Origin of the sequence: Calothrix sp. FACHB-168 (assembly GCF_963889195.1) — a bacterium.
Taxonomy (GTDB): Bacteria; Cyanobacteriota; Cyanobacteriia; order Cyanobacteriales; family Nostocaceae; genus Aulosira; species Aulosira anomala_A.
This window is the reverse complement of the sequence record NZ_CAWPNJ010000039.1, coordinates 71,827-90,138: the sequence shown is the minus strand read 5'-3', so window position 1 is coordinate 90,138 and position 18,312 is coordinate 71,827. Positions and strand designations below refer to the sequence as shown.

The 18,312-nt window shown below is 41.0% G+C and carries 11 protein-coding genes, 1 tRNA gene, 1 rRNA gene and 1 pseudogene; 9 read left to right on the top strand and 5 right to left on the bottom strand.

All coding sequences use genetic code 11. From position 1 onward, the window contains the following. A 16S ribosomal RNA gene (locus tag AACW45_RS22985) occupies positions 1 to 96 on the bottom strand; the annotation flags it as partial. A 305-nt stretch (positions 97 to 401) separates the two neighbouring features. Here AACW45_RS22985 and glyQ point away from each other — a divergent pair. The 4 genes from glyQ (at position 402) to AACW45_RS22965 (ending at position 4,577) form a co-directional block, all read left to right on the top strand. Next, a complete protein-coding gene (gene glyQ, locus AACW45_RS22980) occupies positions 402 to 1,307 on the top strand; it encodes a glycine--tRNA ligase subunit alpha (protein WP_190635105.1) in 906 nt (301 codons plus the stop codon). Between the two features lie 116 nt (positions 1,308 to 1,423). Continuing rightward, complete coding sequence (locus tag AACW45_RS22975) at positions 1,424 to 1,903, top strand: DUF4079 domain-containing protein (RefSeq protein ID WP_190635103.1); 480 nt, start codon at positions 1,424 to 1,426, stop codon at positions 1,901 to 1,903. A gap of 95 nt (positions 1,904 to 1,998) precedes the next feature. After that, positions 1,999 to 4,359 carry a ComEC/Rec2 family competence protein gene (locus AACW45_RS22970; RefSeq protein WP_190635101.1) on the top strand — a complete coding sequence of 787 codons (2,361 nt, stop codon included), beginning with the start codon at positions 1,999 to 2,001 and terminating at the stop codon, positions 4,357 to 4,359. A 133-nt stretch (positions 4,360 to 4,492) separates the two neighbouring features. After that, positions 4,493 to 4,577 (top strand) — tRNA-Ser (locus AACW45_RS22965). 188 nt (positions 4,578 to 4,765) lie between these two features. Here AACW45_RS22965 and AACW45_RS22960 read toward each other — a convergent pair. Continuing rightward, positions 4,766 to 5,368, bottom strand: a pseudogene (locus AACW45_RS22960) (hypothetical protein). A 217-nt stretch (positions 5,369 to 5,585) separates the two neighbouring features. On the opposite strand from AACW45_RS22960, the gene ilvD reads away from it, so the two are divergent. Further along, the gene (ilvD, locus tag AACW45_RS22955) at positions 5,586 to 7,274 is read left to right on the top strand and encodes a dihydroxy-acid dehydratase (protein ID WP_190635099.1); all 1,689 of its coding nucleotides are present in this window, start codon (positions 5,586 to 5,588) and stop codon (positions 7,272 to 7,274) included. Between the two features lie 362 nt (positions 7,275 to 7,636). Here the strand turns inward: ilvD and AACW45_RS22950 are convergent, their stop codons facing one another. Next, a complete protein-coding gene (locus AACW45_RS22950) occupies positions 7,637 to 7,858 on the bottom strand; it encodes a hypothetical protein (protein ID WP_190635097.1) in 222 nt (73 codons plus the stop codon). A gap of 862 nt (positions 7,859 to 8,720) precedes the next feature. Here AACW45_RS22950 and AACW45_RS22945 point away from each other — a divergent pair. Continuing rightward, the gene (locus tag AACW45_RS22945; protein WP_190635096.1) at positions 8,721 to 10,922 is read left to right on the top strand and encodes a choice-of-anchor I family protein; all 2,202 of its coding nucleotides are present in this window, start codon (positions 8,721 to 8,723) and stop codon (positions 10,920 to 10,922) included. A gap of 384 nt (positions 10,923 to 11,306) precedes the next feature. Then, positions 11,307 to 12,749, top strand: a complete 1,443-nt coding sequence (locus AACW45_RS22940; protein ID WP_190635094.1) for an aromatic ring-hydroxylating dioxygenase subunit alpha — start codon at positions 11,307 to 11,309, stop codon at positions 12,747 to 12,749. 343 nt (positions 12,750 to 13,092) lie between these two features. Here the strand turns inward: AACW45_RS22940 and AACW45_RS22935 are convergent, their stop codons facing one another. Beyond that, the gene (locus AACW45_RS22935) at positions 13,093 to 14,766 is read right to left on the bottom strand and encodes a tetratricopeptide repeat protein (protein WP_190635092.1); all 1,674 of its coding nucleotides are present in this window, start codon (positions 14,764 to 14,766) and stop codon (positions 13,093 to 13,095) included. 403 nt (positions 14,767 to 15,169) lie between these two features. Between AACW45_RS22935 and AACW45_RS22930 the strand changes: the two genes are divergently transcribed. Together AACW45_RS22930 and AACW45_RS22925 are read left to right on the top strand one after the other, a co-directional pair. Continuing rightward, positions 15,170 to 15,976, top strand: a complete 807-nt coding sequence (locus AACW45_RS22930; protein ID WP_190635090.1) for an aldo/keto reductase — start codon at positions 15,170 to 15,172, stop codon at positions 15,974 to 15,976. Continuing rightward, positions 15,977 to 16,420 carry a VanZ family protein gene (locus AACW45_RS22925; protein WP_306415005.1) on the top strand — a complete coding sequence of 148 codons (444 nt, stop codon included), beginning with the start codon at positions 15,977 to 15,979 and terminating at the stop codon, positions 16,418 to 16,420. Positions 16,421 to 16,684: 264 nt separating this feature from the next. On the opposite strand, the gene AACW45_RS22920 is transcribed toward AACW45_RS22925, so the two are convergent. Next, on the bottom strand, positions 16,685 to 18,283 hold the full coding sequence (locus AACW45_RS22920; protein ID WP_190635086.1) for an iron uptake porin: 1,599 nt from the start codon (positions 18,281 to 18,283) through the stop codon (positions 16,685 to 16,687). Between the last annotated feature and the right edge of the window lie 29 nt (positions 18,284 to 18,312).

The window sequence follows — 18,312 nt, the reverse complement described above, 5'->3', positions numbered from 1 at the left end:
ACCCGTCCGCCACTAACTCCGAAGAGTCCGTTCGACTTGCATGTGTTAAGCATACCGCCAGCGTTCATCCTGAGCCAGGATCAAACTCTCCATTTTGTTGAATCGTTTGTTTAGCTCTTTTGACTGACTTAAACCTCAGTCTGGTTATTTTCTTTACTTGACGCAGTTATTTGTTATATACTGGCTTTCAAACTATAATATTTTCAAGGTTCGGCTTCCTGTTCGCGTCGCTTTTTGCGCTCCGCTCTCAGGCACTTATCCAATATATCTACCCTCCTTTGCTTTGTCAACATCTTTGGCAAAAAAATTTTTGGCTTGGTTTTGGCGTCCCAAAGCTCCTCACAGTGGTGGGTTTAAGTCACAATGGTTGATGCACTGTGCTGACTAAGGAAAGGTAGAGCGTGAATTTTCAGTCGGTAATAGCTTCATTGCATAAATTCTGGGGCGAGTCTCTTGCAGAGAGACCTGGCGGTCAACGCGGTTGCTTGATTGCCCAACCCTATGACATTGAGAAGGGAGCAGGTACTAAGAATCCCCATACTTTTTTAAGGGCGTTGGGGCCGGAACCTTGGGCGGTGGCTTATGTGGAACCTTGTCGTCGTCCTACTGATGGGCGCTATGGTGAGAACCCGAATCGCTTTCAATACTATTATCAGTATCAAGTTCTGATTAAACCTTCGCCAGATAATATCCAAGAGATATATCTTGATTCTTTGCGGGCGTTAGGTATTCGTCCAGAAGACCATGATATTCGGTTTGTGGAAGATAACTGGGAAGATGCGACTGTGGGCGCTTGGGGTACTGGTTGGGAAGTATGGTTAGATGGGATGGAAATTACTCAGTTTACCTACTTCCAACAATGTGGGGGAATTGATTGTCGTCCTGTGTCGATTGAGATTACCTATGGACTGGAGCGGTTAGCAATGTACCTTCAGCAGGTGGAAGCTATAACTAAAATCCAGTGGACGGACAATATTACTTATGGAGATGTGTTTCTCCAAGCGGAAATTGAACAGTGTACTTATAACTTTGAAGCGTCGAATCCAGAGATGCTGTTGACGCTGTTTAATTTATATGAGCAGGAAGCTACACAGTTAACTGAGCGAGGATTGGTTTTACCTGGCTTAGATTATGTAATTAAGTGTTCCCATACTTTTAATTTGTTAGATGCGCGTGGTGTAATTTCGGTGACTGAGCGGACTCGGTATATTGGGAGAATTCGTCATTTGGCAAGGAAGGTGGCTACTTTATATGTTGAGCAAAGGGAGAAGTTGGGTTTTCCGTTGCTGAAAAATAATGCCAGTTAACTATGGTAGAGGCTGACGCTGAGGATAAATAAAAGTTGATACTGATCCGAAAAACCTCCCTCAAATAGGGAGGTTCGGTATTATTTTAGAGAACCAATACTGATAGTGTGTGAGAAATGGTGAATTGGAGTGAGTTGTTAGAACCAATTGCGGCTTGGTTTCGTTCGTTGGGATTGCCGTATCCGATTGTACATTGGGGACATCCATTGATGATGGCGATCGTTGTGTTTGTGATGGGTAGCTTTGTAGCAATGGCTGGTTGGCGGGGAAGATTGGCTGAGGATAAAGATGTTGCAATTAAAAGCCGCAGCGATCATCGTAAACTAGCACCTTGGCTATTTTTCTTTCTGGCGGCGGGTTATACAGGTGGTGTGCTGTCTTTGGTGATGCAGCATCAGCCAATTTTGGAAAGTCCTCATTTTTTGACAGGTTCAATAGTGCTATTGCTGCTGTTGATGAATGCTGCAATTTCTTTGAGTGGATTTGCTGGAGATAAAGCACTATTACGTACTATCCATGCTTATTTAGGTAGTGCAGCAATTTCTCTTCTATTTCTCCATGCTTTCTTGGGCTTTAATTTGGGCACATCTTTTTGATACAGTTATGCAAAAAGTTCTATAAATTAAGCCAATCAAGCCCGCAGATGCGGGTTTCATTTTATAGTTCAGAAAATATTTGTATATAAATTCTTATGGTTCAGGCTGGCGGTGTAATTATCTGTGTTGGCTATATTCTAGGGCTGCTATTTACAGCTGTACCTTGGGGTGGTGTTGGGATTTTGCTTTTGGGAATTTTGAGTGCGGCTGTGTTGCGAAGACGTTATCTCAATTTACGAAAAATTCCGCAAAAATCAGATAATGGGGGGATGAAAACTAAGCTCCAATCGGGGATTGGACAAAATACTCCCGATCCGAGAATATTACTAGCTGCTGGGTTGGTGGGTTTGCTGGCTAGTTTCTATTTTCAATGGCGAGTACCTGTACCGGGAGCAAAAGATATTAGTAATTTTGTGCCGCCAGGAAATAATAGTAATCAAGAACAATTGGTGATTGTGCGTGGTGTGGTTGCAAGTACACCACGCTTGACTCGCAGTCAGCGAGGACAGTTTTGGTTAGATGCGACTCAGCTTGATGAAGTGAAGAAGGATGATGGCCCTGCTGGGGTAAGTAAGGGAGTCACTGGTAAATTATATGTGACAGTGCCGATACTACGGGCGACTGGTTTATATCCTGGTCAACAGATTGCGATTACGGGAGTTTTATATAAGCCGAAAGCCGCAGCAAATCCTGGTGCTTTTGATTTTCAAAAGTTTCTGAAACAGGAGGGTGCGTTTGCTGGATTGACAGGGAGACAAATTAATATTTTAGATGAGGAGCAGCGTAAATGGGGTTGGTGGCAAGTTAGGGAACGAATTGTGCGATCGCAAGTTCGGGGTTTAGGTATCCCGGAAGGGCCGCTTGTCAGTGCAATGGTTTTGGGTAGTAAAGCTGTTGATTTACCTTATGATATCCGCGATCTGTTTGTCCAGGCAGGGTTGGCTCATGCTTTAGCAGCTTCGGGATTTCAGACTTCGTTAATTTTGGGTGTGATATTACAACTTACAAGGCGTGCAAATAAGGGAACTCAATTAATTCTTGGTAGTTTGGGGTTGATTATTTTCCTGAGTTTAACGGGTTTTCAGCCTGCGGTTTTAAGAGCGGTAATTATGGGTTTTGCTGCTTTGGTGGGATTGGCTTTAAAACGGAAGGTGAAACAATTCGGTTCTCTGGTACTGGCGGCGACTTTATTATTGTTATTTAATCCTTTATGGATTTGGGACTTAGGGTTTCAACTGAGTTTTTTAGCGACGCTGGGATTAATTGTGACGGTACCGCCAATAGTGCAACGTTTGGGTTGGTTACCACCTGCGATCGCTTCTTTGATTGCTGTTCCTTTAGCTGCAACTATTTGGACTTTACCATTGCAACTGTTTGTGTTTGGGGTTGTGCCATCTTATAGTTTATTACTTAATATTATTAGTACGCCTTTAATTTCTGTTTTGAGTATAGGCGGAATTATTAGTGCTTTAGCAGCATTAGCTTGGCCAGCAGGGGGGAGTTTTTTGGCTGGGTTTTTGCAATACCCCAGTGATTGGTTAATTAATTTAGTGGGATTTTTTAGTAAGTTACCAGGAAACTCTTTGGCTGTTGGGAGTATTTCTCCTTGGCAAATGCTGGCTCTTTATACAATTATTTTACTGGTGGTGTGGGTGCGTTGGTGGCGGCAACGTTGGTGGTTTGCAAGTTGCATTGCTTTGGGTTTGGTGCTGATTCCTGTTTGGCATTCTGCTAACAATTTATTTAGGATTACTGTATTAGCAGCAGGTGAAGAGCCAGTTTTGGTAATTCAAGACCGAGGAACAGTAACTTTAATTAATAGTGGCGATGAAGGGACTGGACGCTATACGATTTTACCGTTTTTACAACAGCAAGGCGTTAATCAAGTTGATTGGGCGATCGCAACTGAGTTTCAAGAGCATGAAAATAGTGGTTGGCTGGAGGTAATGCAACGATTACCAATCAAAAGCTTTTTTACTTACCCGCCCAAACCAGAAAATGTCCTGGAAACCCAGGTAATTCAACAGGAACTACAAAAGCGTCAGGCTATTTTTCAACCTTTGACTGTTGGTCAAGCAATTACGGCTGGCCCCGTAGTGGCGCAGTTAGTCAATAACCAGTTACCAATTTTACAATTGCAAGTTCAAGGGCAAAATTGGTTACTCGTAGGTAACATGAAGTTGAAGGAAATACAGCAGCTAGTCCAATCGGGAGCTTTAGCGCGTCCGCAGGTGCTGTGGTGTGTACCTGAGTCTTTGAAAGATTTGGTTTTGGCTTTACAACCACAAGTGGCGATCGCATCTTCTGCTAATCTGGAACCTAAAGTGTTATCTGAACTGAGCCAAAGTCAGACGAAACTGTTCTTTACAGGACGGGATGGTGCTATTCAATGGACGCCAAATAGTAATTTTGAAGCTTTTATTCAGGCGACAGAAAGCAAGTCTTCGGTTTTATAAAGGTATTGAGGTGACTGAGGGCGATCGCTTTTTTGTTTGTCATGTTATAATTGCGTAGGTTATGCTTTGGCATTTCCAATAATTCACAGGTTTTAAATAGAGAAAATACGCTCTAATCTGTGAAGCAATACCTGGAGAGGTGGCAGAGCGGTTGAATGCGGCACACTCGAAATGTGTTTTGGGGCAACTCAACGGGGGTTCGAATCCCCCCCTCTCCGTTTTTTGTTGATGAATATATTCAGGTTTGGAAAATTTATAGTAGGTAATTTATACTGTTTATTTTTGAAGCTGCGCAAAATTAAGCTTTTATTTAACGCAAAGGTACGCAGAGGTTAACGCAAAGGTACGCAAAGTTTTTTGAGGATTCAAAGGTTTCCTAGCTAATGTTATTTAGCACGTTTCTTTGTTATGCAGAAGTTGAGTGGATGAGCATACTAAGATATTTCTTCTGTGAGAATAGTAGATAATATTCACTCAAATCAATCTCAACAACTTTTCCTACCAGCTTTAAAAATTTCCAATTAGTTGCAGTTGTCAGGGTACCTTAAATGGTATGAATATTGTTTTCTTCGCGTTCGTTAAATAATTGCGCTGCGATCATTTCTGATACACATTGACCTAAACCTGCATTGAGATTTTCTTTTTTGGCTTCGACAATGGTAATTACTGGGGCATTAAGAAGTAGTAATTCTGGAGAACGGCTAATAATAAAATCACAATTTCCGTTTAATCCTTGGGTGGGATCTACAGAAAAATCAATTCCTGAAAATAAACTTATTTGATTATTTAGATATTTTCTGAGAGCAATTAAAATAGGCGCAATAATCATTTCTGAACGATATTTTTCGGTGTTGCTGGCGAGAGCTAAGGGTAAATTTTCTTGTAATATTTCTGCGAGTAATGGCGGACAAGTTATTTCGGGAATGGAGGCGAAAATATTAATTTTGTCAGCAATAGTTATGTTAAAGGTTTTTCTGACTCGGTCTAATGTAAAGTCGCTGTAAAACATGTTATTTATTCTTATAAATTATCTACATAATTAAATTGTGCCAATTCGCTGACCAAGAGAATAGGGAAAATAGCAGAATTTTGGCTTTTGAGTGGTTTATTTACTGTGTATCTTTGCCTGTGGATGTAGCGATCGCGCAATGCAAAAATTCCCCTACATGAGACAATCAAAGAACAGAATCGCAACAGTTGCGATGAGAGACATAGAAGGAAATAAAATGTCTGAGAATTTGAGAAGCCAGGTTGTAACGCAAGGGGTGCAGCGATCGCCTAACCGCGCTATGCTGCGTGCAGTTGGGTTTCAAGATGAGGATTTCAATAAAGCCATTGTTGGTATTGCCAATGGTTACAGTACAATCACCCCTTGTAATATGGGGATTAATCAACTGGCGCAAAGGGCTGAGTCTGCTGTAAAAACAGCTGGTGCAATGCCACAAATATTCGGCACCATTACTATTAGTGATGGGATTTCGATGGGAACGGAAGGGATGAAATATTCCCTGGTGTCGCGAGAAGTAATTGCAGATTCGATTGAAACCGCCTGTACTGGACAAAGTATGGATGGCGTGCTGGCGATTGGCGGTTGTGATAAAAATATGCCAGGGGCGATGTTAGCGATCGCGCGGATGAATATTCCGGCGATTTTTGTGTATGGGGGTACGATTAAACCGGGACATTATAATGGCAAAGATCTAACTGTTGTCAGTTCTTTTGAAGCTGTCGGTCAATACAGCGCTGGTAAAATTGACGAGACTGAACTATTCGCAGTCGAACGCAATGCTTGTCCAGGTGCGGGTTCCTGTGGTGGGATGTATACAGCTAATACCATGTCTTCGGCTTTTGAAGCGATGGGTATGAGTTTACCTTATTCTTCCACGATGGCGGCGGAAGATGCGGAAAAGGCTGACAGTACAGAAAAATCTGCGTTCGTTTTAGTCGAAGCGATTCGCAAACAACTTTTACCCCGTCAGATTATCACCCGCAAATCAATCGAAAATGCGATCGCTGTCATTATGGCTGTGGGTGGTTCGACAAATGCAGTTTTACATTTTCTGGCGATCGCCAACGCTGCTGGTGTAGAACTAACATTGGATGACTTTGAAGTTATTCGCGCTAAAGTACCAGTATTGTGCGATTTAAAACCTAGCGGTAAGTATGTGGCTACGGACTTACACAAGGCTGGCGGTATTCCCCAAGTGATGAAAATGCTACTGGTGCATGACTTATTACATCCAGATTGCATTACTATTAGTGGGGAAACAATTGCAGAGGTATTAGCAGATATACCAGATGAACCAGCTGCAAACCAAGATGTGATTCGTTCTTGGAATAACCCGATGTATGCTCAAGGACACTTGGCAATTCTGAAAGGTAATCTTGCCACAGAAGGGGCTGTAGCTAAAATCACAGGGGTGAAGAAGCCAACAATTACTGGCCCAGCTAGAGTATTTGAATCGGAAGAATCCTGTTTAGATGCAATTTTGGCAGGTAAAATTAAAGCTGGTGATGTCATTGTCATCCGCTATGAAGGCCCTAAAGGCGGGCCGGGAATGCGAGAAATGTTAGCCCCCACATCTGCAATTATTGGTGCGGGGTTAGGCGATGCAGTGGGATTAATTACCGATGGGCGCTTCTCTGGCGGTACTTATGGTATGGTAGTCGGGCATGTTGCACCAGAGGCGGCTGTTGGTGGTGCGATCGCGCTTGTAGAAGAAGGTGATAGCATCACAATTGATGCCCCAGCACGTTTATTACAGTTGAACATTTCCGATGAAGAATTAGCAAGTCGTCGTGCTAATTGGCAACCTCCCGCACCCCGGTATACTAAAGGGGTACTGGCTAAATATGCGAAATTAGTCGCTTCTAGCAGTCTCGGTGCGGTAACGGATTTGGATTTGTTTAATTAATTCTCCATTATTTTGGCTTTGGAAGCAGCATTTTTGCACCTATTTCTGAGGATTTAGGCTGGCTGCTTCCTTTCTTGATGGCTTTATACCAATTCCCTAAAATATAGACAGTATGGGGCATTGGGCATCCCTTCGGCTTCGCTCAGGGCGGGTGGGCATTGGGCAAAATGAGCTAGCTTTATCATTTACACATATTGAGGACTCATTTTTATATTTTTAGTAAAGAGAAATAGCGATCGCTTTCTCATTTATCGAAATCAAGTACTCGTTTTTCTGTTTTTAGTAAGCAAAAAGCCATTTTAACTTCTCGTTAAGCCTTAACGAGTTCTCATTATTGTGTTTTCCGCAAGTAAAATACTATTTCACCTACTCAAAAAGCTATATTGCTTACTCGTTTCGGTAAATCGCGCACTCGTTTTGGTGTTTTCCGCAGGTAAAAAGCCATATCGCTTACTCATTTGGGTAAATCGCGCACTCGTTTTGGTGTTTTCCGCAGGTGAAAAGGTAGATTGCTGGCTCAAAAATGGCGATGTTTGATAATTAACTGCTGTGTAGCTACCCTTTCTCGTTTTTGGCAATCGCATTTATTTTTAAAATAAATTTTGTATATAAAAGCACTCACACATCAGAGATTTTTCATAGGCTATGGCATTGCTCATTTGTGTCAACTTAGCGTGAAACCCGCTTACCGCAAGGAACTAAAGTTCCTTGCTAATAGCCAAAGTCATCTCAAGATGACTAAATATCCTCAAAATATTGACTCTACTTTAGTAGACTTGGGCTATTAGCCTTGAGCGAAGTCGAAAGGCGGGTGACGCTTATACAGAGGCTATTTTTAGCTTAAGTTGACACCAATAGGCTTTGCTGTGCCCTATAGAATATTTTTTTAATGAACCGCCTTCTCTTCGAGAGGCTTCCGCCAACGCGAAGCGTCTCGAAGAGAAGACGCCAAGTACGCCAAGGTAAGAGAAAAATACGGAGAGTTTGTCAATTTCAGACATGATTGAAGATTGCCATATCACTTAATTAGTAATAGAAATGGCTGGATGAAATAAAAGTGAAAAATTACAGTAATTTTAATTAAAACGTTTATTTATAAATATCTCGTAAATTTTCTGTGAAATAATCTTTTCTTAACCCGCTATCCGTAGATTTACTGTAATGTAAAAAAATAAATTAATTGACTAATAAAACTCTACTTTCTTGGTAGTGCAAATCAAAACACCTTAATTTATTACGACCTTTTTTCCAATAGGGCGTTGTTTTCTGCGCCCTAATTAATCATTTAAAACCTTTGTTGAAACTGAGCTAATTTTCACTATTTATGCATGTGTCTGATTACATAACAATCTGATTTTGTTACTTGATTTGTTAGTTGCAGGTTTGGAAAAAGTCTAGAGAAATACAGACTAATTATTAGTTCAATTAATCAGGAGATTTGTAATTATGACGCTTAATTCCGGCGATACTTTTGGCAAAAACTACAACGTTTTAGCAAAAGTTGGTGGCTTTACTAGTGGTAATGGTGCGGAAATTTCTGCTTTCGATCCACAAAGCGATCGCTTGTTTGTAGTTGCAGCTAATACGGTTGAAACTTACAGCCTCAGCAATACAGGAACAGTTAGCTTAATTAGTGCGTTAACTCCAGGATTTACCCTAGATGAAGGTACACAGGCTATTCCTAATAGTGTAGCTGTCAGCAATGGTATTGTTGCAGTCGCTTACGCTATTGTCAACAGCACTACCAACGCCCAGCAAACAGGAAAGGTAAGTTTTTACAACGCCGCCGATGGTACGTTTTTAAACTCAGTGGCGGTTGGTGCTTTACCTGATATGTTGACTTTTACCCCCGATGGGAAAAAAGTATTGGTAGCTAATGAAGGCGAACCCAACAGCTACGGACAAGGAACTTCTGTAGATCCTGAAGGTTCTGTGAGTATTATCGACCTTTCTGGAGGTGTGGGGAATGCAACTGTTACCAATGCCACATTTACTAGTTTTAATGATAAAATTGACCAACTAAAAGCCGCAGGAGTAAGGATTACCGGGCCTGGTGCTACAGTAGCACAGGATTTAGAACCAGAATATATTGCGATTTCTGGTGATGGGAAAACGGCGCGGATTACATTACAAGAAAATAATGCGATCGCAGTTTTGGATATTGCTAGCGCCACGATTACCGATATTTTGCCATTAGGAAGGAAAGATCATAGTTTACCGGGTAATGGGTTGGATGCAAGCGATCGCGATTCCAAGATTAATATTCAAAACTGGCCTGTATTTGGATTGTATCAGCCAGATGCGATCGCCAGTTTCACTGTTAACGGACAAACTTACTACATCACCAGTAACGAAGGTGACGCCCGTGACTATGTAGGATTTAGCGAGGAAATCCGCGTAGGTGCTGGTGGATATGTCCTCGATCCCAGCATTTTCCCAAATGCTGCTACTCTAAAGCAAGCCGCCAACTTGGGACGATTAAACGTCACACGTGTTACAGGCGATACTGATGGCGATGGCGACTTGGATCGGATTGAGGCTTTTGGGGCGCGTTCCTTTTCAATTTGGGATGGAAATGGTAAACAAGTTTTTGATAGTGGCGATCAACTCGAACAAATCACAGCTACCTTAGTTCCAAGTTTATTTAACTCTGAGGGTTTGGTTGCTGGTTTTGACAGCCGCAGCGATAATAAAGGCCCGGAACCAGAAGGTATAGTAACAGGTGTCATTAATAACCGCACTTATGCTTTTATTGGTTTGGAACGTGTTGGTGATGTCATTGTTTACGATGTGACAAATCCTCAGCAGCCAACTTTTGTTGAGTATATTAATACACCAGAAGACATCGCAGTTGAAGGCTTAACTTTTATCTCTGCGGCTGATAGCCCGACAGGGAAGCCTTTATTAGTCACGACGAATGAAGTCAGCAAAACGGTTGCGGTATTTGAAGTTACACCACCAAATCATATTACTGGTACATCGCGTAACGATCGCCTTAGAGGTACAGAAGGCGTCGATATTATTCAAGGTTTAGCGGGTAGAGATTCCCTAAGCGGTGGTAACGGTAATGATATTCTTTATGGCGGTGCAGGTAAGGATCTTCTAAACGGCGGAAATGATGATGATATTCTCTACGGAGATGAAGATCATGATACCTTGCTAGGCGGGCTGGGAAATGACAGTTTAGCTGGTGGTATTGGTAGCGATCGCTTAGAAGGTGGAAACGGTAACGATAAACTGTATGGTAATGACGGTAGAGATAACTTAATCGGTGGAAATGGTGATGATTTACTTGTAGGCGGTAAAGGAAAAGATACCTTAACTGGTGGTAGAGGTAGCGATCGCTTTTACTTAACTGTAGATACTATTGGCGAGTATGATAAAATCACCGACTTTAAGCCAACCATAGATACTATCGTCATTTCCAAAGCAGAATTTGGTTTGACTCAAGATATCGGTACCTTAGATACAAGCTTGTTTAGATTAGGTAAAACAGCTACCACAGAAAGCGATCGCTTTATCTACGATCGCAACAAAGGTAATCTATTCTTTGATGCAGATGGAATTGGTGGTACAGCGCAAATTCAAATCGCCCAATTATCGAACAAAGCCGCACTTAGCAGTGGCGATATTACTGTAATTGCTTAATTAATGCACAATTCATCGTCAGGGCTGTTGACAGTTGACTGTTGACAGCCCTAGGGACTGTTTTCACACCCTAAACTAGGGACTTCCAAATAAAAAAATATTCCAATCATTAACTTACCAAACCCGCAACTCGTAGGGGCGGGGTTACCCCGCCCCTACAATTTGGCATAATTTATTTTTTGGAGTTCCCCTAAACTTCAATGTAGGTTGGGTTGAGGAACGAAACCCAACATTTACCTTACTTCGTTGGGTTGTTTTCACCTCAAGCAAGCTACTTTTGGAGTTTGCAAATACACCTAGCCCCTAACCCCTTCACAATCGTGCTTCAAAAATTGTTACATTTTGTATAGATAGACGATTAAATCTTGATTAAAAACTCCCACCATGTCTAACACTGTTTTACAGTCAGAGGAAAAATCTCTGAACGTAACATCTGCAACTCAAGCATTACAAGAGCTTCCTGCTGGTGGGCGCGATCCAGAGCGCTTTGATTTGCAAGAGGTTTGGTATCCTGTACATTACATCGAAGATTTAGATAAAACACAACTAACTCGCTTTACTTTACTAGAACGCGATCTTGTGTTGTGGTGGGATCAAAATGCACAAACTTGGCGAGCCTTTGTAGATCAATGCCCGCACCGATTAGCGCCACTATCCGAAGGTAGAATTAATGAGAGTGGTTGGCTAGAATGTCCTTATCATGGCTGGGCTTTTTCGGGGACGGGTAAGTGTGAAGTCATTCCCCAACAACGAGAAGGCAGAAAAGCGGAAGTTTCTCAACGTGCTTGCGTGAATTCCTTACCTACCACAGTGCGTCAAGGGCTGTTGTTTGTCTATCCTGGTAATCCAGAAAATGCAGATCAAACCAAAGTTCCCGTTGTTGATGTTTTAGAAGAAAATACTGATGGTTGGGTATGTCTCAATACATTTCGTGACATTCCCTATGATGCCCTGACGTTGATGGAAAACGTCTTAGATTCCAGCCATATACCTTACACTCACCACCGCACCGTTGGTAACCGGGCGACTGTGTCGGCGGTAGATTTAGAAGTTGTCGAATCTGGGAAATGGGGATTTAAAGGAATTTGGGAAGAAGGCCCCCGCAAAGGAACTTTAGGGAAACAAGATACCATCTTTATTGCTCCCGGATTGATGTGGCATGACTTGACTTCTAAGCAATTTGGGAGAACCATAACAGTAGTTTATGCTACTCCCATCCGTAAAGGGGAATGTCGGTTATTTGCGCGTTTTCCCTTCAAATTCTCCGCTAAATTACCGGGGCTATTTATTAAGCTGACTCCGCGCTGGTACTCGCACCTGAATCAAAACGGTGTCTTAGAAGACGATCAAATTTTCTTACATTATCAGGAAAGATACTTAGAGCAACTGGGCGGCAGTGCTAATTTTAACAAAGCTTTTTACTTGCCAACTAAAGCCGATGCATATATCTTTCAATTACGTTCCTGGGTGAATCAATATAAAGTTGATGCTTTTCCTGGTAAAACTTTGTCACCACCGTTACCCAAGGAAGCATTACTAGATAGATATCATTCCCACACAAAAAAATGCGCCAGTTGTCGCACAGCTTTACGCAACTTACAACGCTTGCGACTGGGATTAGCTATGGTGACGGCGGTAATTTGGGCGTTGCTACCTTTATTAGTAGCGGTTCAAAGTCAGGTATCTGTGTTAGCTGTGGCGATTTGCAGCTTGGCTGTGTTGCTGGGTGGGGGAATTTGGTTAGCCTTGGGTAAGTTGGAGAGACGATTTTATCAAGGAAAGGAAACGCCACCGCGTAATTTACCGGAGAAAGGGAGAAAGAAATAAACCTGCACAAGGGCGGGGAAACCCCGCCCCTACGGGAATCTTAATTACGTATCGGAATGCGGATTGAGATGAAATGGGGATGAAAAAATGCGATCGCAAATGTAACCAATGCAAGCGCTGATATAGAAAATTTATTCGCAAATATAACAAATGCGAGTACTGATATAGAAAATTTATTCGCAAATGTAACAAATACGAATGCCAAATCTATGATCGCGACTGCTGATATAGAAAATTTATTCGTAAATGTAACAAATACGAATGCCAAATCTATGATCGCAAGTGCAAAAGTAACAAATGCGATCGCCAAATCTGTAAATGCACTCGCAAATGTAACAAATGACTATTGACTATTGACTATTGACAAATTAAGAATTTCTTCCACTGATACCCCCAAAATCTCAGACATTGCTACTAATAAACTCTCATCTTGAGTAACTTGAAAGAAACGGGTAAGATTACGCAGACAAATTTCTAAATTATGGCGATCGCTAAATTCGGTTGTAATCTGTAAAGCTTGTAGATAATTGGCTTTCGCTGCTTCGAGTTCGCCTAATTCTTCCGCAACTCTACCCAGTTGAAAGTAAGTACCGGCACAATTTTGGCGATCGCCTGATGCAATTTTGATATCTAAAGCTTGTTGATAATTTTGTCTTGCTTGCTCATATTCCTGCAATTTTTGGGCAATACTGCCTAAATTATGGTATGTGCGGGCAGAAAAATTGCGAGCTTCCCCAGGAAGAGCTTCGCTAACGCCAATTTCGTCAAAAATATCTAAAGCTTGTTGATAATGGCTTCTAGCTGGTTCATATTCGCCCAACTGTTGCGCAACTATTCCTAACAGGTGGTGAGTACGGGCGCATTCATAGGAATCGCCATATTCGCTAAAAATCTCTAAAGCCTGTTGAAAATTTTGCCTAGCTTGTGCATATTCGCCCAATGCTTGAGCAACTATTCCCAATTGGTTGTAAGTACCGGCACATTCATAGCGAGCTTCCGAAGAAAGAGCTTCGCTAACGCCATATTTAATGTTAATATCTAAAGCCTGTTGAAAATTACGCTTTGCCTGGGGATAATCGCCCAATTCTTGGTAAACTCTTCCTAACTGATGATAAGCAGCAGCTTGCCATATTTGTTTTTGTTTGTCTTCTACATTTTCTAAAGCTGCATAAATTTTTAAAGTCTTTTCATAAGATTTTCGCGCTTTTTGATATTGCTTGGCATCTAATTGATAACTTCCACATTTCTCAATTGCAAATGCTACTTGGTAGCCTAATTTACTTTTAATAAATTTATTAGGATATTTTTCTAGATGTTGACAAACTAATTCTGCCAACTTCAGGTTACTTGCGCGATCGCTAATTGACTCCAAGTATTTATCTAAGCAAAAATAGATATTAATACCTGCTTGTTTATCTAAACAAATTTGCAAAGCATTGTAGAGATTTTCATATTCTAATCTACAGAAAAATAGTCCTAATTCACGTTCTTCATCATCTTGAGATTCCATCAAATGCTGATAGGAAATAGCCAAACCTTGATAGTGATTTTTAAATCCTTCACGTAAAGTTGAACGGATGACTTGATTGTTCCGATCTAGCTGAGATTGCAAAAAATCAGGCAATTCAGGATGAATCATCAAAAAGCGTCCATCGTCATCCATTGCTGCTAGCAACCTAGATTTTATTCCCTGTTGAATAGCGGCGTTGAATTGATCGAAAGGATAATCTTGTAATGGCTCAAAAATCTTTAATTGCTCGATATAGTTAGGAATATCTGATTTATCGATAAACTTATTAAACTCAGCTAAACACAGCAGTAATTTTTGTGCCGCCGATGATAAATTACTGTAAGCATATTCTAAATAGGGTAAACTACTTTCTGGTTTCTCTTCACCCCATGTATCTAAATCGATAATATCTAAACCCTGATTAGCAAACCCATATTCTGTGAATGAGAATTGATCCTGATTGCTAAAAGCTTTCCTATATTTTTGTTCTTCTTCTGCTGTAAACATGGAAATCAACCTGAAAAACTACTGTCAATAGTCAATAGTCAATAGTCAATAGTCAATAGTCAATAGTCAATAGTCAATAGTCAATAGTCAATAGTCAATAGTCAATAGTCAATAGTCAATAGTCAATAGTCAATAGTCAATAGTCAATAGTCATTGGTAAGGGTTGGAAGATTATTGATATTTATTAAGATAATTGTGTTTATTTAGACTGACTTACTTAATTTTCTCAGAGGTTGCATCTTAACGCTCTCAGACTGAAAGTTTCAGAATCAATAAACAAACCTTACCTACGCAGGCTAATTATATGCATCTTCATCAATAATTGGTATAACTGCTCGCTGTAAGTTTTAACAATAGCTGCTGATACTTTTATTGTCATATATTACACAGGATAAACTTAAGCATGGAAATAGTTACGAAACAGGGAAAAAAAGCCAGTATTCTTGGTTTAGCCGCACAATCGCAGCTAGATGCTACTTCTATTTCACTAGCGTTTGTGGCAGGAATTAATTATTTTTTCTTTTATAGTTTAGAATCAGAAAACTTTCTCGATGGCTTAAAATCCCTGCTCAAAGACAAACGCGAACAGGTTTTAGTCGCAACTGGCAGCGAAAACCGAGATATTAATGCTTTGCGTCGTTACCTTGACTCAGTGCGCCATCGTCTTGATGTTGATAGCCTAGATGTGTTTTTTGTGGAATATGTCTTTCCTGGTGATGATAGCAAACAAATTCAGGCATTATTGGCAGAATTGCGATCGCAGCAAGAAAAAGGGACAATCCGCTATGTAGGAGTCACTACCCATAATCGACCAATTGCTGTAGAACTAATTCAGCAGCAGCAGTGTGACATCTTAATGCATCGTTACAACATGGCGCACCGCAAAGCTGAAACCGATGTTTTACCAACTGCTCAACAAGCTAATATTCCCGTAGTCGCTTTTACTTGTACGCGCTGGGGTTCCCTACTTAGCAAGCATCCTACATCGGAAATGGAACCACCCACCGCCGCAGATTGTTATCGTTACGCGCTCAATCATCCTGCTGTAACAGTAGCGCTTACCGCACCCAAAACTCCCCAGGAATTGCAAGCAAATCTCAGTGTTTTAAATGCTCCCCCTCTTTCCCCTAAAGAAGTCGCACGTTGGCGGGAATATGGCGATTTAATTTATGGTACAGGGCAAGATGCTTTTGATACCCAATGGGTTTAATTGCGGAAAGCTGTATTTAGTTTATGTAGTAATAAATCATACCAGTTGCAGAATGCGATCGCTATGAGAACTAATCGTCCTTGGATGTTTGTATTTTGGGTTTATTTGACGATTTTAATGTCCATTTCCTTATCAGCTTATTTAAAAATCATTCCTACTGAAATTGCCAAATTTCCTCATTACGATACGATTTTGCATTTCCTATTATTAGGTATCGCCGCATTTGTCAGCCATTTAGCCTTTAACAAAGCTAAATTTACAATTGGGAATATTGCTCTACCAATTGCGCCGATGATTGTTATATTGTTTTGTTTAATTGACGAAATCATTCAACATTTCGTCCCCTATCGTTTAGCCGATCCAGTTGATTTATTAGCTGACCTTTGCGGTATTGTATTATTTACTTGGTTAGCAGAAAAGAAAAAATTAACTAGGTCGGCGTAATTTAATATAACTGGTAAAGGCTATCATTAGTCATTAGTAAGGGATTAAAGTCTATTTACCTTTTGTAATATACAGGACTTACGCAAAAATTTTCCAGTTGATTGTTGACTGTCAACCGTTAACAGTCAACAACCCTACAGCTAATATTCCGAAATCCTCATTTAATTAATTCATAACTCATTCTCCGCGTACCTCCGCGCTTACCTTCGCGCCCCTTTGCGTTTAAAATTCCCCCCCCTCAATAAGCAGCTTTACCTAACATATTCAAAAATCGAAAGTTGTCCGCAACACTCCTACATATTGAGTATCATTATTACTATTATTCTCCGGGTTAAGAATTACCCAAAACCCAGGAGTCACAGAAATATTGTCATGAATTCGCCAACGATAAAAAGCTTCAATATGGTAAGAATTATCGCTTTCCTCACGAACATCACTATGAGAAACACGTGGCGGTAAACCAAAAAGAATACCTGGTAAATTACCCCTACCGCCAACATCAGGAAATGTCATTCCAATCGCGCCAAACCAAGCATTAGCACTATCACCATTATTTACAAATAGCGAATCTGTGCTACCCCTACCATTAGAAATATCACTGAAACCAGAGTTCTTCGCAGTTGCCCAAATATACCCACCCCATGCATGTACTTGGAAATTGGGAGAAAAGCGATAATATCCTTGCGCACCAACAATACTGTTAGAGGTAGCAATGCTTTTACCAAAAGGCGAGATAGATAAAGCGCTACCTCTACTGCCTGTAATATCCACAGTACCAGCCGGACTATATCCATGAGAGTAAGCAACACCAATTGCGCCTTGTTGACCGTAGTAAACCAGATGCGCCAAAGCATTGTAACCACCATCAAATAAACCATTTTGAGGTGATGGATTATTGGGACTGTTAGCTAAATAACCGAGAGTTAACACCAAGTCACTGCTAATCTTCCAGTTAACTGCTGCACCTCCCCCACCTCGTTCAAACAGCAGACTATTCTTACCAAATAGTGAGGGAATACCATTACCATCATCAGCAACTGTCGCCGGAGTGACGTTGTCTGTGATGTCGTTGTAGCCAATACCCACCGGGCCGATAACAAAGGACAGAGACTCGCTAACAGGAAAGTAGTAACGGATGTGGGGTACAAACAATGTATTGTTACTATCATTATCAAAGTTTAAGCGTGTCATCCCCGTACCGCTAGCAGCAGCAATTTGGCTGACACCATTAGAATTGGCAAAGTTGCCAAACTCTAGTCGGACTCGCAATAAATCTTTACCTGTAAAACTACTTTCTAACTGCAAACGACCACGAGTAGCAAAGAAGGGGTTAGATTCATCGCGCGTACCCCCGACTTTATTACCAAAGGTATCACTAATGGCGGTAATAATTTGGGCATTTAGCTTGGTAGTCGTGGAAAATTGTTGCTGTTCTAATGTTGATGTTCGCGCTTCTATACTATCGACTCGTCCGCGTAGAGTTGTTAGTTCTGCTGCAAAGTCTTGTTGTAGTTTTTGCAACACGGCTAAATCCTGTTTCTGGACTAAATCGCTGGTAGCTGTGGCGATTAATTCATTAATTCTATCCAAGCAAGCATTTAAACCTGCGGCAAATTCATAACGAGTTAAAGCGCGATTTCCGCGATAAGTAGAATTGGGATAACCTGCAATACAACCATAGCGTTCAACTAATGATTGCAATGCAGCAAAAGCCCAATCGGTTGGTTGCACATCTGAGAATTGAGAAACTGATGTGACTTGTTCTTGTAATGTATTAAATTCAGCATCTGTTGTATCTGCTGCCCAGACTGCTGGAGATGCTAAAAATAAAAGTAGAAAACTGCACCAAGAATGTTTCAGCATTGGATTTATGATGGTATTTGATATGAGAA